We start from the raw sequence: 20,668 nt of genomic DNA, 5'->3' as shown, positions 1-20,668 counted from the left end.
AAATACTGCCCATCTCAAGTGTCTTACTCAACAAGCAAAGCGGTTTTCAAAGCGGCAGCCATCCGCGCTACTTCTACAGAACTTCCAGCCCCATATAGGTCGTTACTGATGGACCCCGAAGCGTGTCCTAAGATCGCCTCGTTGATCTCCACCTGAGTCGCAACGGCCTTCAAGGCGCCAGCCAATGAATGACGCAGCGAGTGGAAGGTCTGGGTCCGGTCAGCATTCAAGCTCAGGACATCCCGAAGGGCACCATTGAGCAACACAGAGAACTGACCAGCTCCCAACTTGAACAACTGCGATTCGGCCTTCTCGACAAACCCAAGGAATGCTTGGAGGTCGAATCCATAGGCGCCATCGGTCAGCGGTACGACACGGAGCGCATTCTTGGTCTTGGCTGTCTTGCCATCGTTCCTATTAATGTCGATGACCCAGACACCATTGCCGTCAGTGCCTGGGATCTCCTTAACGTCCGCCTTGGTGAGTTGCCTCAGCTCCTCGATACGAGTCCCAGCGATAACCCCGAGGGACAGTGCCCAGCGCTGCCATGAGTCCACCGGAAGCGTCTTGGCGTGGGCCATGAGGGCCTTTACCTGATCCTGAGAGAACGCCTCACGGGAGCTGTCAGTGCCCTTAGTTGGCTTCAGACCCTCAGTGAGCGCCTTGGTGAGATAGTCGTTGTTCACTGCCCACTTCATCACCGTCGATAGCGTGGTCAGGATCTTCCCCACCGTTAAAGGCTTGCGCCCCTCAAGGAGCTTGGCCCGCAGGTTCTTCATGTCCTCCCGCGTGTGGGTCCTCAGGTCCAAGTCACCGAGGATCGCAGCGATGGTCTTACAGGAGGACTTCACGTCTCGTATGGTGTTAGCCACTGCATGCTCCTTATGCTCATCCATGTAGAGCGCTGAGAGAGCCTTGAAGGTCAGCGGCTCAGACGGTAATACAGATAGGGACGGAGACAGGGCTACAGACGTGCTACAATCCTCAGCCTTGAGGTCCCTTACGATCTCGACCAACTTCCCCGGCCTTCCCTCTAAGCGCTCTTGAGCGGCCTCAAGGATCTCCAATGCCTTGCTCACTGCCCGTTGCTGATTGACTGTGAGCGGTAGCTTTGCGCTGGCCTCACGAAGGGCAACATGCTGCTCATCATGGATCATCTCGTAGGCAACCAATGAGCCATCCCCGTGGGCCATCGTCAGGCAGCTCTCAGCGATGTCCTCAAGGCGCCCCCTCAGCTGATCCCAAGTGGCCTCAGGGTTGTCGAAGTGGAAAGCCTTGAGGGTCTGAAGGATTTCTTGGGAGATGGTCATTGCGGTGGCCTTGTCGGTGGTCCTGAGCGATAGCGTGAAGAAGCCCTTAGCGGTGCCTTGAGGGCGAAGGCGAAGGTAATAGCGACCAGACCGACGATAGTGGTACGGCTTGGCGAGGGCGGTTTGTAACAGGTTTGTACCACTTTGGGCGCGTTGGTGGATGGTCATCGGCTGAAACCCCTGTATCCATTGGGTTTAGCCTCATAGCGTCGAGTTCTACAGCAACTACAAGGTCAGCCGCGACCTGATCGAGTTGCGCAACCTGGCCCAGGTTGCCGAGCTGATGATCCGCAGCGCCATGCAGCGCAAGGAAAGCCGAGGCCTGCATTACACCCTGGACTACCCAGGCATGCTTGCCGAAGCCCGCGACACTATTCTGCAGCCGCCCACCTACGCCGACTGAACTTCAGGCGCACGCGCAGGCGCCGGTGCAGCACCGGTTCCAGCGCATCATGGGCGATACACAGACCTTGGCTCCAGCACCACCCTTGCCGGCGATAGCGCAGCACGATCAAGCCCGGCAAGGCCAGGCTGTCCGGGCGCAGTTGCACCGGCTGCCAACCCTGGGCATGGCTGAACAGCTGCCAGCCATCACGGTCACGACGCAAACCGTTGATAGCCTGGGGATGGCTGAGCAGGATGCGCCGGGGAATTGTCCAGCCCGCGTGCAGCAGACACAACACCACACCTGAAAGCCGCAACCACCAGGGAAGCTGCAGCAGGCTCAGCGCCAGCAAGGCCAGCAGCAAGCTGGCCAGATACGCCACCAGCAGGTTTGTCGAACCCTGCCAGCGGCACTCGAACTGCTCACTTGGGCTGGACACGGTCCAGAATGATGCGAACCATACGCTGCAGCTCCGAATCTTCGGACTCGCTGCGCTCCATGAACCAGCCGAACATGTCCTGGTCTTCGCAGCTCAGCAGGCGCTTGTATAGCTCGCGATCAGCCTCGCTCAGGGTTGGGTAGACTTCCGCGCTGAACGGGACCAGCAATACATCGAGCTCAAGCATGCCACGGCGGCTGTGCCAAAAGAGCCGATTGAGTTCAGTTTGTTCGACCATGGAGCCCTCCTAAAATAGGCCGCCAGTATACAGAGCCAGCGCCCGGGGGACACGAGACGTTGGTCCGGACATGTGAGCAAATAATGACAGAGTGGCGCGCTCAACTACCTATTTTGCCAACGGCGCTCTATCATGGCCCTCAGTCTTACTACCCTGCGATATCCCATGGCCGATTCCGCTTTTTTCTGCACCCTATCCCACGAAGGCGTCCTCGCCGTCCGCGGCTCGGACGCCGGCAAGTTCCTGCAAGGCCAACTGACCTGTAACATCAACTACCTGGGCGACAGCACCAGCAGCCTCGGCGCGCGCTGCATGGTCAAAGGCCGCATGCAGTCGAGCTTTCGCATCCTGCCTGAAGGCGATGGTTTTCTCCTGGCCATGACGCGCGAGTTGCTTGAAGCACAACTGGCCGACCTGAAGAAGTACGCGGTGTTCTCCAAGGCCAAGCTGACCGATGACAGCGCTGCCTGGGTTCGCTTTGGCTTGCATGGCGGTGACGCGGCACTGCAGGCGCTGGGCCTTGAGGTGCCGGCACAGGTAGACGCGATCACGCGCCACGACGGGCTGATTGCCGTTGCCGTGTCGGCGGGTCGCATCGAGCTCTGGGTGCCTGCCGAACAGGCAGAACGCGTGCAGGCGCAGTTGGCCGGGAAGTTGCCAAAAGCCGAGCTTAACGACTGGCTGCTCGGGCAAATCCGCGCTGGCATTGGTCAGGTCATGGCCCAGACCCGTGAGCTGTTCATCCCGCAGATGATCAACTTGCAGGCCGTGGGTGGCGTCAGCTTCAAGAAAGGCTGCTACACCGGCCAGGAAATCGTCGCCCGCATGCAGTACCTGGGTAAGCTCAAGCGCCGCCAGTACCGTGTAGCCCTGGCGAGCGAATCCCTGCCCGAGCCGGGAAGCGAGATTTTCTCGCCGACCCATGGCTCTTCGGTGGGTGAAGTGGTCCTGGCGGCCCGCAGCGCAACCGGCAGCGAATTGCTGGCAGTGCTGAGCGCCGATGCCGTGGAAGACAACAATCTGCACCTGGGAAGCCTCGACGGCCCGCGCCTGGAACTGCTGTCGCTGCCTTACGAACTGGACCGCGACCGCGAAATCCAGCGCTGAGTCAGCCCTGCCCCGGCGCATCGAAGGCCGGGGCCCTTTTGAATTGCTGTAGAGAACCGCGATGAACAAGCTGGCCGAGATGGTCCAGGCCCAGTTACTGGCCGCCATCAAAAATGATGACCTGGTGCTGCCGACTCTGCCGGAGGTCGCCTTGAGCATCCGCGAGGCCGCTGAAGACACCGAGATCAGCGTCAGCGCCCTGAGCAAGGTCATCGGTCGTGATGCGGCCCTGTCGGCGCGCCTGATCAAGGTGGTGAACAGCCCGCTGCTGCGTGCCACGGTCGAGGTCACTGACCTGCAGACCGCGATCACCCGCCTTGGTATCAACTACAGCTGCAACCTGGCCGTCGGCCTGGTGATCGAGCAGATCTTCCACGCCCGCTCCGAGGTGGTGGAAAAGAAAATGCGTGAAATCTGGGCAACCAGCCTGGAAGTAGCCGGTATCAGCTACGAACTCTGCTTGCGCTACACCCAGCTCAAGCCTGACCAGGGCGCACTTGCCGGCCTGGTTCATCAGATCGGCGTCCTGCCGATTCTGATCTATGCCGAAGAGCACAACGAACTGCTATCCGATCCGGTGTGCCTGAACTATGTGATCGACCAGATCCATCCGGTACTGGGTGACAAGATCCTCACCAGCTGGGAGTTTCCCGAGCAGCTGGTCAGACTGCCTGGACAGGTTCTGGATCTGGACCGCGGCAGCGACCGGGTCGATTACGTCGACATCGTCCAGATCGCCCGGGCCCTGAGCCCGGCCATCGGCAAGTCACGGCCCTTGGCGGCGCTGCCCGCCTACCGCCACCTGGGACTGCCGACCGGCACCGAACTGGTGGCCAGTGATCTTCTCTATGCCCGCTCGATGTTTCGCTAATCAACGGTAAAGCTGACCCGCACTTTCAAGCCGCCCCGCTCGCCGTCGTGAAGACTGATCTGCGCCAGGTGGGCGCGGCAGATTTCGCCGACGATCGCCAGGCCCAGGCCGGTGCCCTGAGCGCTGCGTCGATAAAAGCGTTCGAACACCCGTTCGCGCTCATCTTCAGGAATCCCCGGGCCATCGTCCTCGACTTCCAGAACCCCTGGCGCGTAGACCCGCAAAATCACGTTGCCACCTTTGGGCGTATGGGCCAAGGCGTTGTCCACCAGATTACTGAGCAACTCGTTGAGCAAGGTCGGTTCGCCACGCACATGCACAGGCACCTCGGCCTCCAGTGCCAGCGCCACACCCCGGGCGTAGGCCAGCGGCGCCATGGCCATGCCCAGTTCGCGCGCCAATTGACTGAGATCGAGCGACTGCGCGCCGCCTTCGGCAATGGCCCGTGCGCCATTCTCCACCCGCGCCAGGGAGAGCAACTGGTTGGCCAAGTGAGTCAGGCGGTCGGTGCCTTGGGCAGCCGACTCCAGGGTGTCGCGCCAGACCTGGGGGTCATTCGAGCGCAAGCCCAGCTCGACTCTGGCCTTGAGCGCGGCGAGCGGTGTGCGCAGTTCATGGGCGGCTTCGGCGATGAACTGCGCCTGGCGCTCAAACTGGCCGCGCAGGCGTTCGGTGAAATGGTTCAAGGCGCGCACCAGCGGGCTCAATTCACGCTGCACCTCGACCAGCGGCAACGCCCGCAGGTCGTCGGGCTGACGTTCCTCCACCGCACTGCGCAAGCGTTCCAGCGGCCGTAACGCAGCACTTACCGCGAACCACACCAGCATCAACGCTCCAAGCGCCAGCATGCCAAGACGCAAAAGGGTATCGGCCATCAGGCTGCGGGCCATGCGCACCCGCGCCTCTTCGGTTTCGGCCACGCGAATCTCGGCCATGCCATTCATGTTCGGTTCGCTGACGGCCTTGAGCAAGCTCACCACACGCACGTCCTGCCCCAGGTAACGCGCGTTGTAGAAGCGTGCCAGGGCCGGGTAATCATCGGTGCGCGGCGTGCCCGGTGGTGGTGCGGGCAGGTTTTCGTAGCCAGAGATCAGGCGCTGGTGAATGTCATTGACCTGGTAGTAGATACGTCCGGCGCTGTCGTAGGCAAAGGTATCCAGGGCCACATAGGGCACATCGGCACTGAGGCTGCCGTCACGCTGGGACAAGCCTGCGGCAATGGTTCGCGCTGAAGCCAGCAGGGTGCGATCGTAGGCGGTGTCGGCCGCTTCACGACCATTCCAGTAGGCACTCAGACCACTGGCCAGCATCAACACCACCAGCAGCAAGGCCAGGTTCCACAGCAGCCGCCCGCGCAGGCTGACGCTGTCACGCATCGCGATGCTCGAGCAGGTAGCCGAGCCCCCTGAAGGTAACGATGGCCACGGCATGGCCATCGAGCTTCTTGCGCAAGCGATGGATATAGATCTCGATGGCATCGGCACTGGCTTCTTCATCCAGGCCGAAGACCTGGGCGGCCAGTTGCTCCTTGCTCATCACCCGCCCCGGGCGGGCGATCAGGGCTTCAAGCACGGCCTGCTCGCGGGAGGTCAAAGTCAGCAGTTCGTCACCGAGGGTGAAACGCCGGGTGTCCAGGTCGTAGACCAGTGGGCCACAGCGCTGTTGACGCTCACCACCCAGCACACTGCGGCGCAACAGAGCCTTGACCCGCGCCTCCAGCTCAGTCAGTTCGAACGGCTTGGCCAGGTAGTCGTCGGCTCCCAGATTCAGGCCGTGAACCCGGTCCTTGACGTCACTGCGCGCAGTCAACATCAGCACCGGCACGGTTTTGCCACGGGCGCGCAGGCGCGCCAGCACTTCGAAGCCGTCCATGCGCGGCAGGCCGACATCGAGCACCGCCACAGCATATTCCTCACTGGCCAGGGCCAGGTCGGCGGCCACGCCATCGTGCAGCACATCCACGGTCAGGCCGGTACTTTTCAGGGCCTGGGCCACGCTTTCAGCCAGTTGCAGATGGTCTTCGACGAGCAGCACACGCATCGTTTTCTCCCCGGTCGCGTCGCGGTCAATGGCGCGGAGTGTACAGCCGACAGCGCACCTGTGAAGCCTTCGCAACAATGAAAAACTGTTGAAAGGTTAGCGAAAGGTTCAGCCCCTAGCATCCTCTCACGGCTCACTCTGCTTGCCGTACAACCGAACTTAGAAGTTCGAACTAATAAGAACAATAACGGAGTCACTCCACGATGCTGTCCATGCAGCCACAGGCGCACGCGCCTATCCGCCGTTTACCTTCTCGCCAGACCGCAGTTGCCAGCGCCCTCGCCCTTGCCGGCGTCGCGCCGCTGAGCCAGGCCGCCTTCTTCGATGACAGCAAGGCGACCTTCGAAACCCGTAACATGTACTTCAACCGCGACTTTCGCGATGGCACCAGCGCCCAGCAGTCCAAGCGTGACGAGTGGGCCCAGGGCTTCATGCTCAACTTCGAGTCCGGCTATACCGACGGTACCGTGGGTTTTGGCCTCGACGCCCTGGGAATGCTCGGTATCAAGCTCGACTCCAGCCCCGACCGCACCGGCAGCGGCCTGCTGCCGACCCACGATGATGGCCGCGCCGCCGACGAGTATTCGAAGCTCGGTCTGACCGGCAAGATGAAAATCTCGGCCACCGAGTTGAAAGTCGGCACCCTGATCCCGGAACTGCCGACCCTGCAACCCAACGACGGTCGCATCCTGCCGCAAACCTTCGAAGGCGGCCTGCTGACCTCCGGCGAAATCAAGAACCTGACCTTTACCGGCGGGCGCCTGGAAAAGGCCAAGGACCGCGACAGTACCGACAACCAGGACATCGCCCTCAACAACAAGAACCGCCGCTTTCTCGGCACCGTGGCCGGCAACCATTTCGACATGGCCGGCCTCGATTACACGTTCACCGACAGGATCACCGGCAGCTACCACTGGGCGCAGCTCGATGATGTCTATCGCCAACACTTTGTCGGCATGCTCGCCACCCAGCCCTGGGGCCCCGGCACCTTCGGCGCCGACCTGCGCATGGCCTTCAGCGACGACCAGGGCCAGGCCCGCGGCGGCAACATCGACAACACCGCACTCAACGCCATGCTCAGCTACAGCCTCATCGGCCACAAGCTCAGTGCCGGTTATCAACACCTGTCGGGCGACACCGCCTTCCCTTACGTCGACGGTGCCGACCCGTACCTGGTCAACTTCGTACAGATCAACGACTTCGCCGACGCCGACGAGCGCTCCTGGCAGGCCCGCTACGACTATGACTTCGCCAAACTGGGGATTCCCGGCCTGACCTTTATGACCCGCTACATCAGCGGCGATAATGTCAGCCTGGCCGATGGCGGTGAAGGCAAAGAGTGGGAACGCGATACCGAGTTCAAGTATGTGGTGCAAAGTGGCGCCCTGAAAAACGTCGCCGTGCGCCTGCGCAATGCCACCTTCCGTTCGAACTTCGCCCGCGATGCCGACGAAGTGCGGCTGCTGGTGAGTTACAGCCTTGCGCTGTGGTAATCCCCGATAACAATAATGCTCACGGAGATAGACGATGACCTTTTCATTGCGCCGCATTGCCCTTGCCACTGCCTGCCTGATGCTTGCCGGCCAGGCCATGGCAGGCGAACCTAAACGCCCTGAATGCATCGCCCCGGCCTCCCCGGGCGGTGGCTTCGACCTGACCTGCAAACTGGTGCAAAGCGCCTTGGTCAACGAGAAGATCCTCAGCAAACCCATGCGCGTGACCTACATGCCTGGCGGCGTCGGCGCGGTGGCCTACAACGCCGTAGTCGCCCAGCGTCCGGCTGATGCCGGGACCCTGGTGGCCTGGTCAAGCGGCTCGCTGCTCAACCTGGCCCAGGGTAAGTTCGGTCGTTTCGATGAGAACGCGGTGCGCTGGCTGGCAGCGGTAGGCACCAGCTACGGAGCCATTGCCGTGAAAAGCGATTCGCCCTACAAAACCCTCGACGACCTGGTTGCCGCGCTGAAGAAAGACCCGAGCAAAGTCGTCATCGGCTCCGGCGGCACCGTCGGCAGCCAGGACTGGATGCAGACTGCCTTGATTGCCAAAGCCGCCGGTATCAACCCGCGTGACCTGCGCTATGTCGCACTTGAAGGCGGTGGCGAAATTGCCACAGCGCTACTCGGTGGGCATATCCAGGTCGGCAGTACCGACATCTCCGACTCCATGCCGCACATCCAGAGCGGTGACATGCGCCTGCTGGCGGTGTTCGCCGAGAGTCGACTGGACGAACCGGAAATGAAGGACATCCCAACCGCCAAAGAACAAGGCTACGACATCGTCTGGCCGGTGGTGCGAGGCTTCTATCTGGGGCCGAAGGTCTCGGATGAAGAGTACGACTGGTGGAAAACCTCGTTCGACAAGATGCTGGCCTCGGATGACTTCGCCAAGCTGCGTGACCAGCGCGAACTGTTCCCCTTCGCCATGACCGGCCCCGAGCTGGACACCTACGTGAAGAAACAGGTGGCGGACTACAAGACCCTGGCCAAGGAATTCGGGCTGATTCAGTAAGCTCACCCACCTTTCGCAAAGCATCGCGGGGCAAGCCCGCACCCACAGGCACAGCGTTACCCTGTGAGCGCGCGCTCGCTCCGCGAAAAGAGGATTCCCCTGATGATCCTGCAACGCGTCTTCGCCCTGATCTTGCTGGCTGCCTGCGCGGCACTGGCGGTCATGGCCTGGCCTTACCAGGCCGCGTTTTCCTACGAACCAGTCGGCCCCCGCGCCTTCCCCCTGCTGATGCTCAGCCTGATGGGCGCCGCCCTGTTGTATCTGGCAATTCGCCCGACCGCCATTGTGCGCAAAGACGATGACCCTGAACTGGACCGCGACACCCTGCGCAAGATCGGCCTGTGCGTCATCTTGTTGCTGGTGTTTGCCGCGACCTTCGAATCCCTCGGTTTCATCGTCAGCAGCATCCTCATCGGTGTACCGATGGCCCGTCTTTACGGTGGGCGCTGGCTGCCCAGCGCGATAATCATCGGCTTGATGAGCCTCGCCCTGTACGGGTTGTTCGACCGTGTAATGGATGTGCCTCTGCCCTTGGGCCTACTCGACGTACTGGAGAACTGACATGGATACGCTTGGCTATCTCGGCCAGGGCTTCGGCGTCGCCCTGAGCCCCTACAACCTGGTCACCGCCTTGTGCGGCACCCTGATCGGCACCGTGGTCGGCTTGTTGCCGGGCCTGGGCCCAATCAACGGCGTGGCCTTGCTGATTCCCATCGCTTTCGCCTTGGGCTTACCGCCAGAATCGGCGCTGATCCTGTTGGCGGCGGTGTATCTGGGATGCGAGTACGGCGGGCGGATCAGCTCGATTCTGCTCAACATTCCGGGGGAAGCCTCGACGGTGATGACCACCCTCGACGGTTACCCCATGGCCCGCAAAGGCCTGGCCGGTGTAGCCCTGTCGCTGTCGGCCTGGAGTTCGTTCATCGGTGCTTTTATCGCCACCTGCGGCATGGTGTTGTTCGCGCCGCTCCTGGCCAAATGGGCCATCGCTTTCGGGCCTGCGGAATACTTCGTGCTGATGGTCTTTGCCATTGTCTGCCTTGGCGGTATGGCCGGAGACAAACCGCTGAAGACTTTTATCGCAGCGTTGATTGGCCTGTTTCTGTCCGGCGTCGGCATTGATGCCAACAGCGGCGTGTACCGCTTCACCGGTGACAGCATTCACCTGGCCGATGGCATTCAGTTCGTCGTGTTGGTCTTGGGCCTGTTCTCCATCAGCGAAATTCTCCTGCTGCTGGAAAAAACCCACCATGGCCATCAAGCGGTCAAAGCCACCGGTCGCATGCTGTTCAACTTCAAAGAAGCGTCTTCGGTGTTCCTGGTGAACATTCGCTGTGGTGTACTGGGTTTTATCATGGGTGTATTGCCAGGCGCTGGCGCGACCCTGGCCAGTGCGGTGGCCTACATGACCGAGAAACGCCTGGCCGGTGCCAGTGGCACTTTCGGCCAAGGTGACAAGCGTGGCCTGGCCGCACCGGAAACAGCCATCGGCGGTGCCTGCTGCGGCGCCTTGGTGCCGATGCTGACCCTCGGCGTCCCAGGCTCAGGGACCACGGCGGTAATGATCGGCGCCCTGACCCTGTACAACATCACTCCCGGCCCACTGCTGTTCCAGCAGCAGCCGGACATCGTCTGGGGGCTGATCGCTTCGCTGTTCATCGCCAACGTCATGCTGGTGATCCTCAACATTCCGATGGTGCGCATCTTCACCCGCATCCTTGCCGTGCCGAACTGGGCGCTGGTGCCGGTGATCGCCATCATCACCGCGATCGGTGTCTACGCGGTGCACGCCACCACCTTCGACCTGTTTCTGATGATCGCCATCGGTATCTTCGGCTACATCCTGCGCAAGCTGGACTTCCCGCTGTCGCCACTGCTGCTGGGCTTCATCCTCGGCGGCTTGATGGAGCAGAACCTGCGCCGGGCGCTGTCGATCTCCAATGGCGGCCTGGAGATTCTCTGGTCCAGCCCGATCAGCCTGACTGTCTGGGCGCTGACGGCAATCATGCTGTTCCTGCCTCTGCTGCGCATCTGGCGCAAACGAAGCGTACAGCGTCGTGCCCTGGCCGATGTCTGACCGGCCATCAAAGTTGTTTTGGGCTACAGGGCTGGTCGGCCTGACGGGCGGGTATCTCGCCAGTCAGATCGGCTGGCCGCTGCCGTGGATGGTCGGCTCGCTGTTGGCGATCATCCTGATACGCTGCCTGACGCCCTGGCAATTGAGCGAAATCCCTGGCGGGCGCAAATGCGGGCAGTGGATCATCGGCATTGGTATCGGCCTGCACTTCACCCCAGCGGTGCTCGAACAGGTGGCGAGCAACTTCGGCCTGATCTTCTGCGGCGCGCTGATCACCAGTGTCTCCAGCGTCGCTGGCATCTGGTTGCTGCGCCGTACCGGTGAAGACCGCGCTACGGCGTTCTTTTCCAGCATGCCGGGCGGTTCCGGGGAGATGGTCAACCTCGGTGCTCGCAACGGTGCGGTGCTCAGTCAGGTGGCTGCCGCACAGAGCCTGCGGGTACTGGCGGTAGTGTTGTGCGTACCGGCGCTATTCAAGTACCTGTTGGGCGATGGCGTTGCGATCACCCACAACGGTAGTGTCAGCTGGGGCTGGCTGGCGTTGATCTGCCCGCTGGGTATCGTCATGGCCTGCCTGTGGCAGCGCCTGAAGCAGCCCAATCCCTGGCTGCTGGGCCCGCTGCTGGTCGCGGCCGTCGCCAGTGTCGGCGCTGACTTGCAGATCGCCCTGCCCGACGGCGCCAGCCAGATCGGCCAATGGCTGATTGGCAGTGGCCTGGGCTGTCACTTTAACCGGGCATTCTTTCGCCGGGCGCCATCCTTCCTCGGGCGCACCTTGATTGCCACAGCCTTGAGCATACTGATCGCTGCCGCTGCTGCCTGGACCTTGAGCCATCTGACCCAGCTGGATCTGCGCTCTTTGACCCTGGGCATGATGCCCGGCGGTATCGCGGAAATGAGCCTGACCGCCGAGACCCTGCAGTTATCAGTCCCACTGGTGACGGCGTTGCAGGTGATGCGTTTGCTGTTCGTGCTGTTTCTCGCCGAGCCGTTGTTCCGGCACTGGGTTGGCGAACGTTCGACAGCCGGGCCGTAGGAGCGGGCTTGCCCCGCGATTGCGGGCTGCCAGTCGCATCGCATCGCGGGGCAAGCCCGCTCATACCGGAGGGGTTACAACGGTGGCAAGGCCCACTCGACCGGCGGCAGACCGTGTTGTTCGAGGAACTTGTTGGTCCGGCTGAAATGCCCACAGCCGAGGAACCCGCGGTAGGCGGACAACGGCGACGGGTGCACCGACTTGAGCACCAGATGTTTGGTGCCATCGATCAGCTTCTGCTTGCTCTGCGCATGAGCGCCCCAGAGCAGGAACACCGTGTTGGGCTGATGCTCGCTGACCAGCTCGATGATGCGGTCGGTGAAACTCTCCCAACCCTTCTTGGCGTGCGAGGCGGCATTGGCCCGTTCCACGGTCATAGTGGTATTGAGCAGCAATACGCCTTGATCCGCCCAGTGTTGCAGGCAGCCGTGCCTGGGAATCTCGATGTTCAGGTCGCGGTGCAGTTCTTTGTAGATATTGACCAGCGACGGCGGCGCGGGGACCCCTGGCTGCACCGAAAAGCACAGACCATGGGCCTGGCCAGGGCCGTGATACGGATCCTGGCCGAGGATCACCACTTTCACCTGATCCAGTGGCGTGGAATTGAGCGCATTGAAAATCAACGGGCCCGGTGGGTAAATCTCTTTGCCCGCCGCATATTCCTGGCGCAGGAATTCACGCAGTTGCTGCATGTAGGGCTGGTCGAACTCGGCGCGCAGCGCTTCTTTCCAGCTCGGTTCAAGTTTGATGCGATCGTCGTCAGTCATGGGGCCATCCGTAAACAATGGCGCGACACTAGGAAAGCTGCCGGTGCTTGTCAATCGATCCGACCGGCGACCGCCATAATCGCCAACAGCGACCATACTTGTCCGGATCAGACGAATGAGGTCGCCCATGGCCGTACAGTGCGAAGAACTCACCGGCGTCGATGGTGCCCGTATCGGCATCGCCACCCTGGATGCCGCCAAGACCCTCAATGCCTTGTCGTTACCGATGATTGAAGTGCTCGACCAGCAACTGAGCCAGTGGGCCGACAACCCGGATATTGTCTGCGTGCTGCTGCGCGGTAGTGGCCTCAAGGCCTTCTGTGCCGGCGGTGAGGTGCGCAGCCTGGCCGAGGCTTGCCGCCATCACCCGGGTGAGGTGCCGCCATTGGCCGCGCACTTCTTCGCCGCAGAATACCGCCTGGATTACCGCCTGCATACCTACCCAAAACCCTTGCTGTGCTGGGGCCACGGGCATGTGCTCGGTGGCGGCATGGGCCTGCTGCAAGGCGCCAGTGTGCGCATCGTCACGCCAAGCAGCCGCCTGGCCATGCCGGAAATCAGTATCGGCTTGTATCCCGATGTCGGCGCCAGCTGGTTCCTGGCTCGGTTGCCGGGCAAGCTTGGCTTGTTTCTCGGCCTCACCGGAGCGCCGATCAACGCCACTGATGCCCTTGACCTGGGCCTGGCCGACCGCTTGCTGGGGGAAAGCCAGCAAGAAGAACTGCTCGACGACCTGCTGCAACTGAACTGGCAGGAACAAACCGCCCTGCAGCTCAACAGCCTGCTCAAGGCCCAGCAGCACGGGGTTCAGAGTCAACTGCCCGCAGCCCAATGGCTGCCAAGACGCAAACAGATTGACACGCTGCTCGATGTCGCCGATCCGGTGTGTGCCTGGCGCGCCATCGCACAACTGCGTAATAACCCCGACCTGCTGCTGGCCAAAGCCGCGCAAAACATGCTTGAAGGCTGTCCGCTGACCGCTCACCTGGTCTGGGAACAGATTCAACGGGCACGGCACCTGTCATTGGCCCAGGTGTTCCAGATGGAATACACCATCAGCCTCAATTGCTGTCGGCACCCAGAGTTCAGTGAAGGTGTGCGTGCGCGTTTGATCGACAAGGACCTGAAACCGCATTGGCACTGGGCGGACATCGCCCAGGTGCCAACAGCGGTAGTCCAGGCACACTTCAGCAAGGCCTGGGAAGGCCGTCATCCACTGGCGGACCTGGCCTGAATGGCCTAGCGATGCCAATTGCCGTCACGTCGGCCATCGCCATTGCGCTCGTGGCGTGAATTGCCCTGGCGATAACGATCATACCCACGGCCCGGATAGGGTTTGTAATAATGATCCGGTGCCGACCGGTAATAGTGCGGCGTCGCACGATTGTAATGAGGCGTCGAGCGGTAGTAGTGCGGCGTTGAACGGTAATACTTTGGTGGCGGCGAGTAGTAACGCGGTTGCGGCACCACATAGTAACCACGGTTGTATTGATAGCCAGGCTGGTAATAGCCCGGATAACCATAGCGATCAGCGGTATAGACTTCGGTGCGATGGTAGTAACCGTTACCTCCATAAGGAACACAGCCGGCGGTCAACAAACTCAGCACTGCAACAAGCAAAAGTCGGCGATACATGGCGGCCTCCCGGACCGCGAAACTGCCCATCCCAGCGGCGCTGGTCGGCGTTGATCGGCAAGCGCTGATCAACACTGATTAAGACCACGCAAAGCCGATCCGGTGCCCTTGCCGCAATAATTTGCAACAAGGGCAATACCCTTGATATTTATCCAGTTATTTTCCGGCCGTAGCACTAGAATGGACGCCATTGGCCTACATCAAGGGAATGCCATATTGCCTCGCTCCGCCCTGTTTTCGCAGCGCTCGCTGATTCTGGCCTTGTTGTTGTTGCTCGGCTGCGGCTTTCTGGCCACGTCGCTGCTGAGCTATTTCGCCTCGCGCAGTTCGATCCGCGAAAGCATCGTCAACACTGAGCTGCCACTGACCTCTGACACGGTCTATTCGGAAATTCAGAAGGACCTGGTGCGACCGATCCTGATTTCCTCGATGATGGCCCACGACACCTTCTTGCGGGACTGGGCTCTGGCCGGTGAACGCGACCCGGCGCAAATCTCCCGGTACCTCAATGAAGTCATGGCCCAGTACCACGCGTACACCGCTTTTTTCATCTCCAACGCCAGCGGTAGCTACTACCAGGCGCAAAAGGGCGTACTGAAGAAAATCGACCCGCAGGAGCCGCGCGACACCTGGTACTACCGGGTGCGGAAAATGGACGCTCCCTATGAAATCAACGTCGACCTGGACATGGCCAACCAGGACAGGCTGACGGTGTTTATCAACTACCGCGTGCTCGACTACAACGGCAACTTCATCGGTGTCGCCGGCATCGGCCTCTCAGTCGAAGCCGTAGTGCGCCTGATCGATGACTACCAGCAGCGCTACCAGCGTCAGGTGTACTTCGTCGATCTGCAAGGCAACGTGGTATTGACCGGGTCAAAAGGCGGTGCCCATGGTGCCCGCGCGGGCCAGTCGCTGCGTGAGCTCGACAGTTTGCGGGAATTGCTCAAGCAGATGCCTCAACCTGTCAGCGGCAGTCACGAGTACCTGAGCAGTGACGGTCATAGTCACTTTCTCAACGTACGTCTGGTGCCAGAGCTGAACTGGTACCTGTTCGTCGACAAACGCGAAGACGGTGCCCTGGATAACATCCGCCAGTCGCTGTACCTGAACCTGGTGATCTGCACCATCATCGGCCTGGTGGTACTGTCGCTGCTCAACGCCATGGTCAAGCGCCATCAGGACAACATCGAAACCCTGGCCACCCTCGACAGTCTCACCGGCCTGCCCAACCGTCGTGGCTTCGACCTGCTGGCAGCGCAAGCGCTGCAGGAAGCCCAGCGTGAGCCCAAGCCGCTGGTCGCCTTGCTGATCGACCTCGATCACTTCAAGCAACTCAACGACACCCATGGCCACCTGGCCGGTGACGAAGTGCTGCGTCAGTTCGCCCTGGTGCTGGAAAACTGCCTGCGTCAGGCGGATATCATCTGTCGCTGGGGCGGCGAGGAATTTATCGTGCTGCTCAAGGACACCGACGCTGTTCATGCCCAGGAGGTGGCGGAAAAGCTTCGCCTGCACACCGAACAACGGGTGTTCAACTTCGCCGACAAAGCGATCAAACTGACCACCAGCATTGGCTTGAGCAGCCTGCAGCCTGAAGATACCCTGCACAGCTTGATCGCCCGCGCCGATCAGGCGCTGTACCGCGCCAAGCAAAGTGGACGCAACCGCGTCTGCGTAGAAATGCCCAGGTCCGACTATGAATGATCCGCAACGCTGCCCTGCCTGTGGTGCCAGCAACCGCTGCAGCCTCGCCGACCCGCGCACGGCGGCCAAGGCGTGCTGGTGCTACAGCGTCAGCATCGCCGCCGAAGTGCTTGAGGCGTTGCCTGTCGAACAGCGCAACACGGCCTGCCTGTGCCCCGCCTGCGCCCAGGTGCTGGAACAACTGGAGGCGGCAAAACGCGCCAGCGAGCGTTAAACTGCAACGCCCTGCACCTTGGCCCTGTATGCGTCTCGATCGATTCCTTAGCAACCTGCCCTGCTTCAACCGTCAGCAAGTACGTTTGCTGCTGACAGAGCGGCGAGTGCGCGTAGACGGCTATTGCGTCAGCGACCCGCGCCTGCAAGTGCGAGAGTTCAGCCGTATCGAGGTCGATGAACAACTGCTGCAGGCCGGGCGTGCGGCGCGCTACCTGATGCTGCACAAACCCCAGGGCTGCGTCAGCGCCACCCAGGACCCGGAGCACCGCACTGTGCTCGAACTGATCGATGAAGCGGACAAGCATGAGCTGCACATTGCCGGGCGCCTGGATTTCAACACCACCGGCCTGATGCTGTTGACCAACGACGGCCAGTGGTCACGGCGCCTGACCCAGCCGCAAACCAAGCTGGCGAAAATCTACTATGTCGAAACCGAGCAGGTCATCGAGCCTCACTACATCGAGAAGTTTCGCCAGGGCTTCTACTTCGCGTTCGAAGACCTCACCACCCTGCCCGCCGAACTGACCCTGCTCGGTCCGCGCAGCGCGCGTCTGAGCATCGTTGAAGGCCGCTACCATCAGGTCAAGCGCATGTTCGGCCACTTCGACAACAAGGTGCTGCGCCTGCACCGCGAATCCATGGGCCCGCTGCAACTGGACCCGGGCTTGCGTCCCGGCGAGTACCGCGCCCTTTATCCCGAGGAAGTCCTGGCGATCTGAGGTCACGACCGCCTGGCAGAAAAGTTCCGTCAATTTCCCCAAAGGCACTTGCGGGTTACTCCGCTGCCTGCTTGAATCCAATCGTCGGTCTGCATGTGACTAATCAGTCACGCCCGTAGTCCAAGACACCTTTTTGCTGGCCACCCGTGCCTCGAAGCACCGGGGTCCGGCAGATTGCCCACCTAGAACAATACCCGTCGACCGGCGTTACAGGATCGACAAGGGCCCTCAGCTTCTCTTCAAGGCGTATGCCTACCTGTCATAAAGAACGCGCATCCTTGCATGTGCGGACACCCTTTTTGCGCCAGGAGTCGACGACATGAGGCCAGAAATTGCTGTGCTTGATATACAAGGTCAGTATCGGGTTTACACGGAGTTCTATCGCGCAGACGCTGAGAAGACGATCATCCTGATCAATGGCTCGCTGGCCACGACGGCCTCGTTTGCCCAGACGGTGCGCAGCCTGCATCCGCAATTCAACGTGGTGCTCTACGATCAGCCCTATGCCGGCAAGTCCAAGGCGCACAACCGTCATGAGCAGTTGCTGACCAAAGAAACCGAAGGGCAAATTCTCCTCGAATTGATCGACCACTTCGCCGCCGACCATGTGATGTCGTTCTCCTGGGGCGGTGCCTGCACCCTGCTGGCCCTGGCGCACAAGCCGCGGCGTATCGAAAAGGCCGTGGTCAGCTCGTTCTCGCCAGTGATCAACGAACCGATGCGCGACTACCTCGAACGTGGCTGCCAGTACCTCAGCGCCTGTGACCGTTACCAGGTCGGCAACCTGGTCAACGACACCATCGGCAAACACCTGCCGTCGCTGTTCAAGCGTTTCAACTATCGGCACGTCAGCAGCCTGGACAACCACGAATACGCGCAGATGCACTTTCACATCAACCAGGTGCTCGACCACGACCTGGACAATGCCCTGCGCTCGGCCCGTGTCATCGATATTCCGGTGCTATTCATGAATGGCGAGTGGGATGAATACACCACCACCGATGATGCCCGGCAGTTCAGCCAGCATGTGCGCAACAGCCACTTCAGCGAGATTCGTGCCACCGGCCACTTCCTCGACATGGAGCACAAGGCCGCCTGCAATGCTACGCGTGATGCCTTGCTGGGTTTCCTCAAACCCGCCGCCCGGGAGTCCCGCGTACGTAGTCAGTACGTCCAGGAGCATCATGCACTGGCGATCTGAATACCCTGGTTGGCGGTAGCGCAGCCTCTTGCATCAGCGGCCCTATCGGGCAGAAGGAAGATGCCTGACCTCACGCTACCGGCCACCGCGCCAGGCTTTTTGCATCACAAGGCTTCAAATTGCGATGCGCTTCTGGTACAACGTCAGCCCTGCAAGCGGGTGTCGTATAATGGCATTACTCCAGCTTCCCAAGCTGATAACGAGGGTTCGATTCCCTTCACCCGCTCCAGTTTCCTTCTCTACATCCCCCCGCAGCAAAGCCTCCAGCGACATAATCCTCAAACTTTCGGCCTCCCCGGTCAGCACGACACCAACGCGACGGACAGCACTTCACTCTCGATCTGCGATCGCGACAGGCGCAGATTCAGTCGGAAGCAGATATCCACCTCGCCACCATATCCGGTCAGTTCTGCCGTCCCGTCATGCAGCTCGGCAATCCGGCGCACCATGTACAGCCCCAAACCAGCACCGGCACTGTGCTGCGCCTGGCGGCCGCGGTAGTACTTGTGGAACAAACGAGCCTGCTCGTCCTCAGGAATGCGCGGCCCCGGATGACATACGCTCACGCAGATAACCCCGGCCTCTGCCCATACAGCGAGCTGCACACGGGCTGCTGCGGGCGCATGCCGGTTGGCGTTGGCCAGCAGGTTGCGCACGGCCACGTGCAACAGGCCGGCATCGCACCAGTAATTGCCTTCGGCCAGGCGATGCTCGAAGGCGATGCGCCCTTGCGGGAAGTCCGCCAACAACCCTTCCAGCAGCGCGCCCAGGTCACACAGCACAAAGCGGGAGGTCGGCTGGGCATCGGCCATGCGGTCGTGGGTCAGGTAGTCGTCGACCAGGACCATCAGCCGGCTGCCCGCGTCGCGAATGTTCTGGCAACGCCGCTGGCTCTTCTCCAGCGGCGCATCCAATTGCCGGGACAGCTGCTGGGCCAACGTGTTGATGATCGCCAGCGGTGTGCGGAACTCGTGCGAGACCATGGCGACGAAATCGCTCTGCTCCTCGCGCATGCGCTGCGCCTGGGCCAGCGCTGCGCGCAGTTCCTGCTCAAGCTGCTCGCGGCGCCGCAGCTCCTCACGCAGCTCGCAGGTGCGCACCGCCACCGTAGATTCCAGACGCACGTTTTGTTCCCGCATCAACTCGCTGGTTTGCCGCTGGGCATACTCCTTATCGCGTTTGAGGCGGTTGTAGTCGCTGATAATGCGCAGGCTCATCACGCCCATGTGCAGCATGGTGCCCAAGGCCACCGCGTGGTCCGTCCAGAAGGTCGCTGGCAGCACGCCGAAATTGCGCAGGAAGGCAACCGTCACCCCGGCGTAGTAAATGCCGAAAGCCAGCAGATAGAAGCGCGCCGGACGATGCCCTCGCACCAGAAGCCAGATGGCCAGCCCGAGCATCACCGGGATCATCGTCAGAGAAACGCTCAGCACCAGCGGCATGGCTTCGCGGTAAAAACCCAGCAAGATCGCTACGGCAGCCACGCCGCCAACCAGCCACGCCAGTCCCGTGAGCAGGCGTGCCAGGCGCCCATAGACCTGTGCCAGGGCCAACTGGCGCGTGGCAAACACCGCGCCGATGGGCAGGCCGAGCGCCATCGCCACACCCAGCAATGGGTCGCTCAACCACACGGGCAGGCCAAACAGCTGCTGCGGCAGGCCGATGGTCAAAGCTTCAATCGACACACAGAAACCGACATACAACAGGTACCAGCCACTTTCCGGTGCCTGGGAGAGGCGCCAAAACACCGCGTGGAAACCGAACAGCATCAAATAGAGGCCGAAGTACAATCCGTATGCAATGTACTCGCGGCGGCTGGCGTCACCGAAATAGTCACGCGGGACAATGTCCAGGCTGACCGACAGGGCATTTTTGGTGTGCAGCCGCAACAGCAACACCTCGGCTTCACCGCCCTGCAACTGCAGAGGAAAGACCGCCGTGCGGTAGTCGGTCGGCCACAGTTTGCGCGGCAGGTCCTCACCGGCGCGCTGCAGCTGCCAGGCGCCCAGCGCATCGCGCTGATACAGGCGCACATCATCGACCAGCGCGTTGCTCAGGCGCAGCCTCCAGCGCTGCGTGCCAGCGCCCATCGGCAAGATGTTCACCCGCAACCAGACATGTGAACGGGTAAAACCGGCGCTAAGGCTTGACGGCAACGACTGCCAACCCTGCGCTTGCAGCGCTTGCTCCGGGGTCAGCACGCCGCCCTGATCATCCAGGCGCTGCAAGTAGCCGGTGGTTGCAGTCGCCCCCGCCGTGGTAAACAGTTGCAGAGGCGCTGCCTGTGCACAAACGCCATAGCCCAGCAGTGCCAGAAAAATGAGAAAAAGCCGAATCGTATTCATGATGCAGAATGCTATCATGCCGCTCTGTATCTTTTCCTCGCACGCTCATTGCGTCCCGACACCTGAA

The 20,668-nt window shown here is 61.2% G+C and carries 20 protein-coding genes, 1 tRNA gene and 1 pseudogene; 14 read left to right on the top strand and 8 right to left on the bottom strand.

Annotation, left to right across the window (positions count from 1 at the left end; translation table 11 throughout):
• Positions 1-23: 23 nt before the first annotated feature.
• Positions 24-1,478 carry a tyrosine-type recombinase/integrase gene (locus C6382_RS11240; RefSeq protein WP_107024559.1) on the bottom strand — a complete coding sequence of 485 codons (1,455 nt, stop codon included), beginning with the start codon at positions 1,476-1,478 and terminating at the stop codon, positions 24-26.
• Positions 1,479-1,521: 43 nt separating this feature from the next.
• On the opposite strand from C6382_RS11240, the pseudogene C6382_RS11235 reads away from it, so the two are divergent.
• A pseudogene (locus tag C6382_RS11235) lies at positions 1,522-1,713 on the top strand (L-aspartate oxidase); the annotation flags it as partial.
• Here C6382_RS11235 and C6382_RS11230 read toward each other — a convergent pair.
• Complete coding sequence (locus tag C6382_RS11230) at positions 1,682-2,134, bottom strand: protein YgfX (RefSeq protein ID WP_107024558.1); 453 nt, start codon at positions 2,132-2,134, stop codon at positions 1,682-1,684. The pseudogene C6382_RS11235 and the gene C6382_RS11230 sit on opposite strands and share 32 nt — an antisense overlap.
• Complete coding sequence (locus C6382_RS11225) at positions 2,118-2,372, bottom strand: succinate dehydrogenase assembly factor 2 (protein ID WP_107024557.1); 255 nt, start codon at positions 2,370-2,372, stop codon at positions 2,118-2,120. The genes C6382_RS11230 and C6382_RS11225 overlap by 17 nt, the downstream gene beginning before the upstream one ends.
• Before the next feature lie 165 nt (positions 2,373-2,537).
• Between C6382_RS11225 and C6382_RS11220 the strand changes: the two genes are divergently transcribed.
• Complete coding sequence (locus C6382_RS11220; protein ID WP_107024556.1) at positions 2,538-3,479, top strand: folate-binding protein YgfZ; 942 nt, start codon at positions 2,538-2,540, stop codon at positions 3,477-3,479.
• Positions 3,480-3,540: 61 nt separating this feature from the next.
• Complete coding sequence (locus C6382_RS11215) at positions 3,541-4,350, top strand: HDOD domain-containing protein (RefSeq protein ID WP_107024555.1); 810 nt, start codon at positions 3,541-3,543, stop codon at positions 4,348-4,350.
• Here C6382_RS11215 and C6382_RS11210 read toward each other — a convergent pair.
• Together C6382_RS11210 and C6382_RS11205 are read right to left on the bottom strand one after the other, a co-directional pair.
• Positions 4,347-5,726, bottom strand: coding sequence for a sensor histidine kinase (locus C6382_RS11210; protein WP_107024554.1), 1,380 nt, complete (start codon positions 5,724-5,726; stop codon positions 4,347-4,349). The two genes, C6382_RS11215 and C6382_RS11210, sit on opposite strands and share 4 nt — an antisense overlap.
• Complete coding sequence (locus tag C6382_RS11205) at positions 5,719-6,390, bottom strand: response regulator (protein WP_038607596.1); 672 nt, start codon at positions 6,388-6,390, stop codon at positions 5,719-5,721. The genes C6382_RS11210 and C6382_RS11205 overlap by 8 nt, the downstream gene beginning before the upstream one ends.
• A gap of 203 nt (positions 6,391-6,593) precedes the next feature.
• Here C6382_RS11205 and C6382_RS11200 point away from each other — a divergent pair, with 203 nt between their 5' ends.
• From C6382_RS11200 to C6382_RS11180, 5 genes are all read left to right on the top strand, one after another.
• The gene (locus tag C6382_RS11200) at positions 6,594-7,883 is read left to right on the top strand and encodes an OprD family porin (RefSeq protein ID WP_107024553.1); all 1,290 of its coding nucleotides are present in this window, start codon (positions 6,594-6,596) and stop codon (positions 7,881-7,883) included.
• A 34-nt stretch (positions 7,884-7,917) separates the two neighbouring features.
• The gene (locus C6382_RS11195; RefSeq protein ID WP_107024552.1) at positions 7,918-8,898 is read left to right on the top strand and encodes a tripartite tricarboxylate transporter substrate binding protein; all 981 of its coding nucleotides are present in this window, start codon (positions 7,918-7,920) and stop codon (positions 8,896-8,898) included.
• 102 nt (positions 8,899-9,000) lie between these two features.
• Positions 9,001-9,459: a tripartite tricarboxylate transporter TctB family protein gene (locus C6382_RS11190; RefSeq protein ID WP_107024551.1), complete on the top strand. Its 459-nt coding sequence runs from the start codon at positions 9,001-9,003 to the stop codon at positions 9,457-9,459.
• 1 nt (position 9,460) lies between these two features.
• Positions 9,461-10,975 carry a tripartite tricarboxylate transporter permease gene (locus tag C6382_RS11185; RefSeq protein ID WP_107024550.1) on the top strand — a complete coding sequence of 505 codons (1,515 nt, stop codon included), beginning with the start codon at positions 9,461-9,463 and terminating at the stop codon, positions 10,973-10,975.
• The gene (locus C6382_RS11180) at positions 10,968-12,011 is read left to right on the top strand and encodes an AbrB family transcriptional regulator (protein WP_107024549.1); all 1,044 of its coding nucleotides are present in this window, start codon (positions 10,968-10,970) and stop codon (positions 12,009-12,011) included. Before C6382_RS11185 ends, C6382_RS11180 begins: the two co-directional genes overlap by 8 nt.
• A 74-nt stretch (positions 12,012-12,085) precedes the next feature.
• On the opposite strand, the gene ung is transcribed toward C6382_RS11180, so the two are convergent.
• Positions 12,086-12,778 carry a uracil-DNA glycosylase gene (gene ung, locus C6382_RS11175; RefSeq protein ID WP_107024548.1) on the bottom strand — a complete coding sequence of 231 codons (693 nt, stop codon included), beginning with the start codon at positions 12,776-12,778 and terminating at the stop codon, positions 12,086-12,088.
• A gap of 127 nt (positions 12,779-12,905) precedes the next feature.
• Here ung and C6382_RS11170 point away from each other — a divergent pair, with 127 nt between their 5' ends.
• Positions 12,906-14,012, top strand: coding sequence for an enoyl-CoA hydratase/isomerase family protein (locus C6382_RS11170; protein WP_107024547.1), 1,107 nt, complete (start codon positions 12,906-12,908; stop codon positions 14,010-14,012).
• A 5-nt stretch (positions 14,013-14,017) separates the two neighbouring features.
• On the opposite strand, the gene C6382_RS11165 is transcribed toward C6382_RS11170, so the two are convergent.
• Positions 14,018-14,413 (bottom strand): hypothetical protein, encoded by a 396-nt coding sequence (locus tag C6382_RS11165; protein ID WP_107024546.1) that lies wholly within the window; start codon positions 14,411-14,413, stop codon positions 14,018-14,020.
• A 180-nt stretch (positions 14,414-14,593) separates the two neighbouring features.
• On the opposite strand from C6382_RS11165, the gene C6382_RS11160 reads away from it, so the two are divergent.
• From C6382_RS11160 to C6382_RS11140, 5 genes are all read left to right on the top strand, one after another.
• Positions 14,594-16,120 (top strand): diguanylate cyclase, encoded by a 1,527-nt coding sequence (locus tag C6382_RS11160; protein ID WP_371919596.1) that lies wholly within the window; start codon positions 14,594-14,596, stop codon positions 16,118-16,120.
• Entirely contained in the window at positions 16,113-16,334 is a 222-nt protein-coding gene (locus C6382_RS11155) for a cysteine-rich CWC family protein (RefSeq protein WP_107024545.1), read from the top strand. Before C6382_RS11160 ends, C6382_RS11155 begins: the two co-directional genes overlap by 8 nt.
• A 28-nt stretch (positions 16,335-16,362) precedes the next feature.
• A complete protein-coding gene (locus C6382_RS11150; RefSeq protein ID WP_107024544.1) occupies positions 16,363-17,055 on the top strand; it encodes a pseudouridine synthase in 693 nt (230 codons plus the stop codon).
• Between the two features lie 319 nt (positions 17,056-17,374).
• Complete coding sequence (locus C6382_RS11145) at positions 17,375-18,256, top strand: alpha/beta fold hydrolase (RefSeq protein WP_107024543.1); 882 nt, start codon at positions 17,375-17,377, stop codon at positions 18,254-18,256.
• 155 nt (positions 18,257-18,411) lie between these two features.
• Positions 18,412-18,485 (top strand) — tRNA-Gly (locus C6382_RS11140).
• A 70-nt stretch (positions 18,486-18,555) separates the two neighbouring features.
• Here the strand turns inward: C6382_RS11140 and C6382_RS11135 are convergent.
• Positions 18,556-20,601 carry a sensor histidine kinase gene (locus C6382_RS11135; protein ID WP_158262105.1) on the bottom strand — a complete coding sequence of 682 codons (2,046 nt, stop codon included), beginning with the start codon at positions 20,599-20,601 and terminating at the stop codon, positions 18,556-18,558.
• Positions 20,602-20,668: the final 67 nt, after the last annotated feature.

The organism is Pseudomonas sp. BBP2017 (assembly GCF_003024385.1).
In the GTDB taxonomy this organism is placed as follows: domain Bacteria; phylum Pseudomonadota; class Gammaproteobacteria; order Pseudomonadales; family Pseudomonadaceae; genus Aquipseudomonas.
This window is presented reverse-complemented; position numbering and strand designations above follow the sequence as displayed.

What these genes read in the sequence shown, in the direction of transcription:
- C6382_RS11170 (WP_107024547.1), top strand. Translation starts at nt 12,906, where the DNA reads ATGGCCGTACAGTGCGAAGAACTCACCGGCGTCGATGGTGCCCGTATC.
- C6382_RS11145 (WP_107024543.1), top strand. Translation starts at nt 17,375, where the DNA reads ATGAGGCCAGAAATTGCTGTGCTTGATATACAAGGTCAGTATCGGGTT.
- C6382_RS11240 (WP_107024559.1), bottom strand. Translation starts at nt 1,478, where the DNA reads ATGACCATCCACCAACGCGCCCAAAGTGGTACAAACCTGTTACAAACC.
- ung (WP_107024548.1), bottom strand. Translation starts at nt 12,778, where the DNA reads ATGACTGACGACGATCGCATCAAACTTGAACCGAGCTGGAAAGAAGCG.
- C6382_RS11165 (WP_107024546.1), bottom strand. Translation starts at nt 14,413, where the DNA reads ATGTATCGCCGACTTTTGCTTGTTGCAGTGCTGAGTTTGTTGACCGCC.
- C6382_RS11190 (WP_107024551.1), top strand. Translation starts at nt 9,001, where the DNA reads ATGATCCTGCAACGCGTCTTCGCCCTGATCTTGCTGGCTGCCTGCGCG.
- C6382_RS11195 (WP_107024552.1), top strand. Translation starts at nt 7,918, where the DNA reads ATGACCTTTTCATTGCGCCGCATTGCCCTTGCCACTGCCTGCCTGATG.
- C6382_RS11150 (WP_107024544.1), top strand. Translation starts at nt 16,363, where the DNA reads ATGCGTCTCGATCGATTCCTTAGCAACCTGCCCTGCTTCAACCGTCAG.
- C6382_RS11135 (WP_158262105.1), bottom strand. Translation starts at nt 20,601, where the DNA reads ATGAATACGATTCGGCTTTTTCTCATTTTTCTGGCACTGCTGGGCTAT.
- C6382_RS11180 (WP_107024549.1), top strand. Translation starts at nt 10,968, where the DNA reads ATGTCTGACCGGCCATCAAAGTTGTTTTGGGCTACAGGGCTGGTCGGC.
- C6382_RS11220 (WP_107024556.1), top strand. Translation starts at nt 2,538, where the DNA reads ATGGCCGATTCCGCTTTTTTCTGCACCCTATCCCACGAAGGCGTCCTC.
- C6382_RS11215 (WP_107024555.1), top strand. Translation starts at nt 3,541, where the DNA reads ATGAACAAGCTGGCCGAGATGGTCCAGGCCCAGTTACTGGCCGCCATC.
- C6382_RS11155 (WP_107024545.1), top strand. Translation starts at nt 16,113, where the DNA reads ATGAATGATCCGCAACGCTGCCCTGCCTGTGGTGCCAGCAACCGCTGC.
- C6382_RS11160 (WP_371919596.1), top strand. Translation starts at nt 14,594, where the DNA reads ATGGACGCCATTGGCCTACATCAAGGGAATGCCATATTGCCTCGCTCC.
- C6382_RS11185 (WP_107024550.1), top strand. Translation starts at nt 9,461, where the DNA reads ATGGATACGCTTGGCTATCTCGGCCAGGGCTTCGGCGTCGCCCTGAGC.
- C6382_RS11200 (WP_107024553.1), top strand. Translation starts at nt 6,594, where the DNA reads ATGCTGTCCATGCAGCCACAGGCGCACGCGCCTATCCGCCGTTTACCT.
- C6382_RS11210 (WP_107024554.1), bottom strand. Translation starts at nt 5,726, where the DNA reads ATGCGTGACAGCGTCAGCCTGCGCGGGCGGCTGCTGTGGAACCTGGCC.
- C6382_RS11205 (WP_038607596.1), bottom strand. Translation starts at nt 6,390, where the DNA reads ATGCGTGTGCTGCTCGTCGAAGACCATCTGCAACTGGCTGAAAGCGTG.
- C6382_RS11225 (WP_107024557.1), bottom strand. Translation starts at nt 2,372, where the DNA reads ATGGTCGAACAAACTGAACTCAATCGGCTCTTTTGGCACAGCCGCCGT.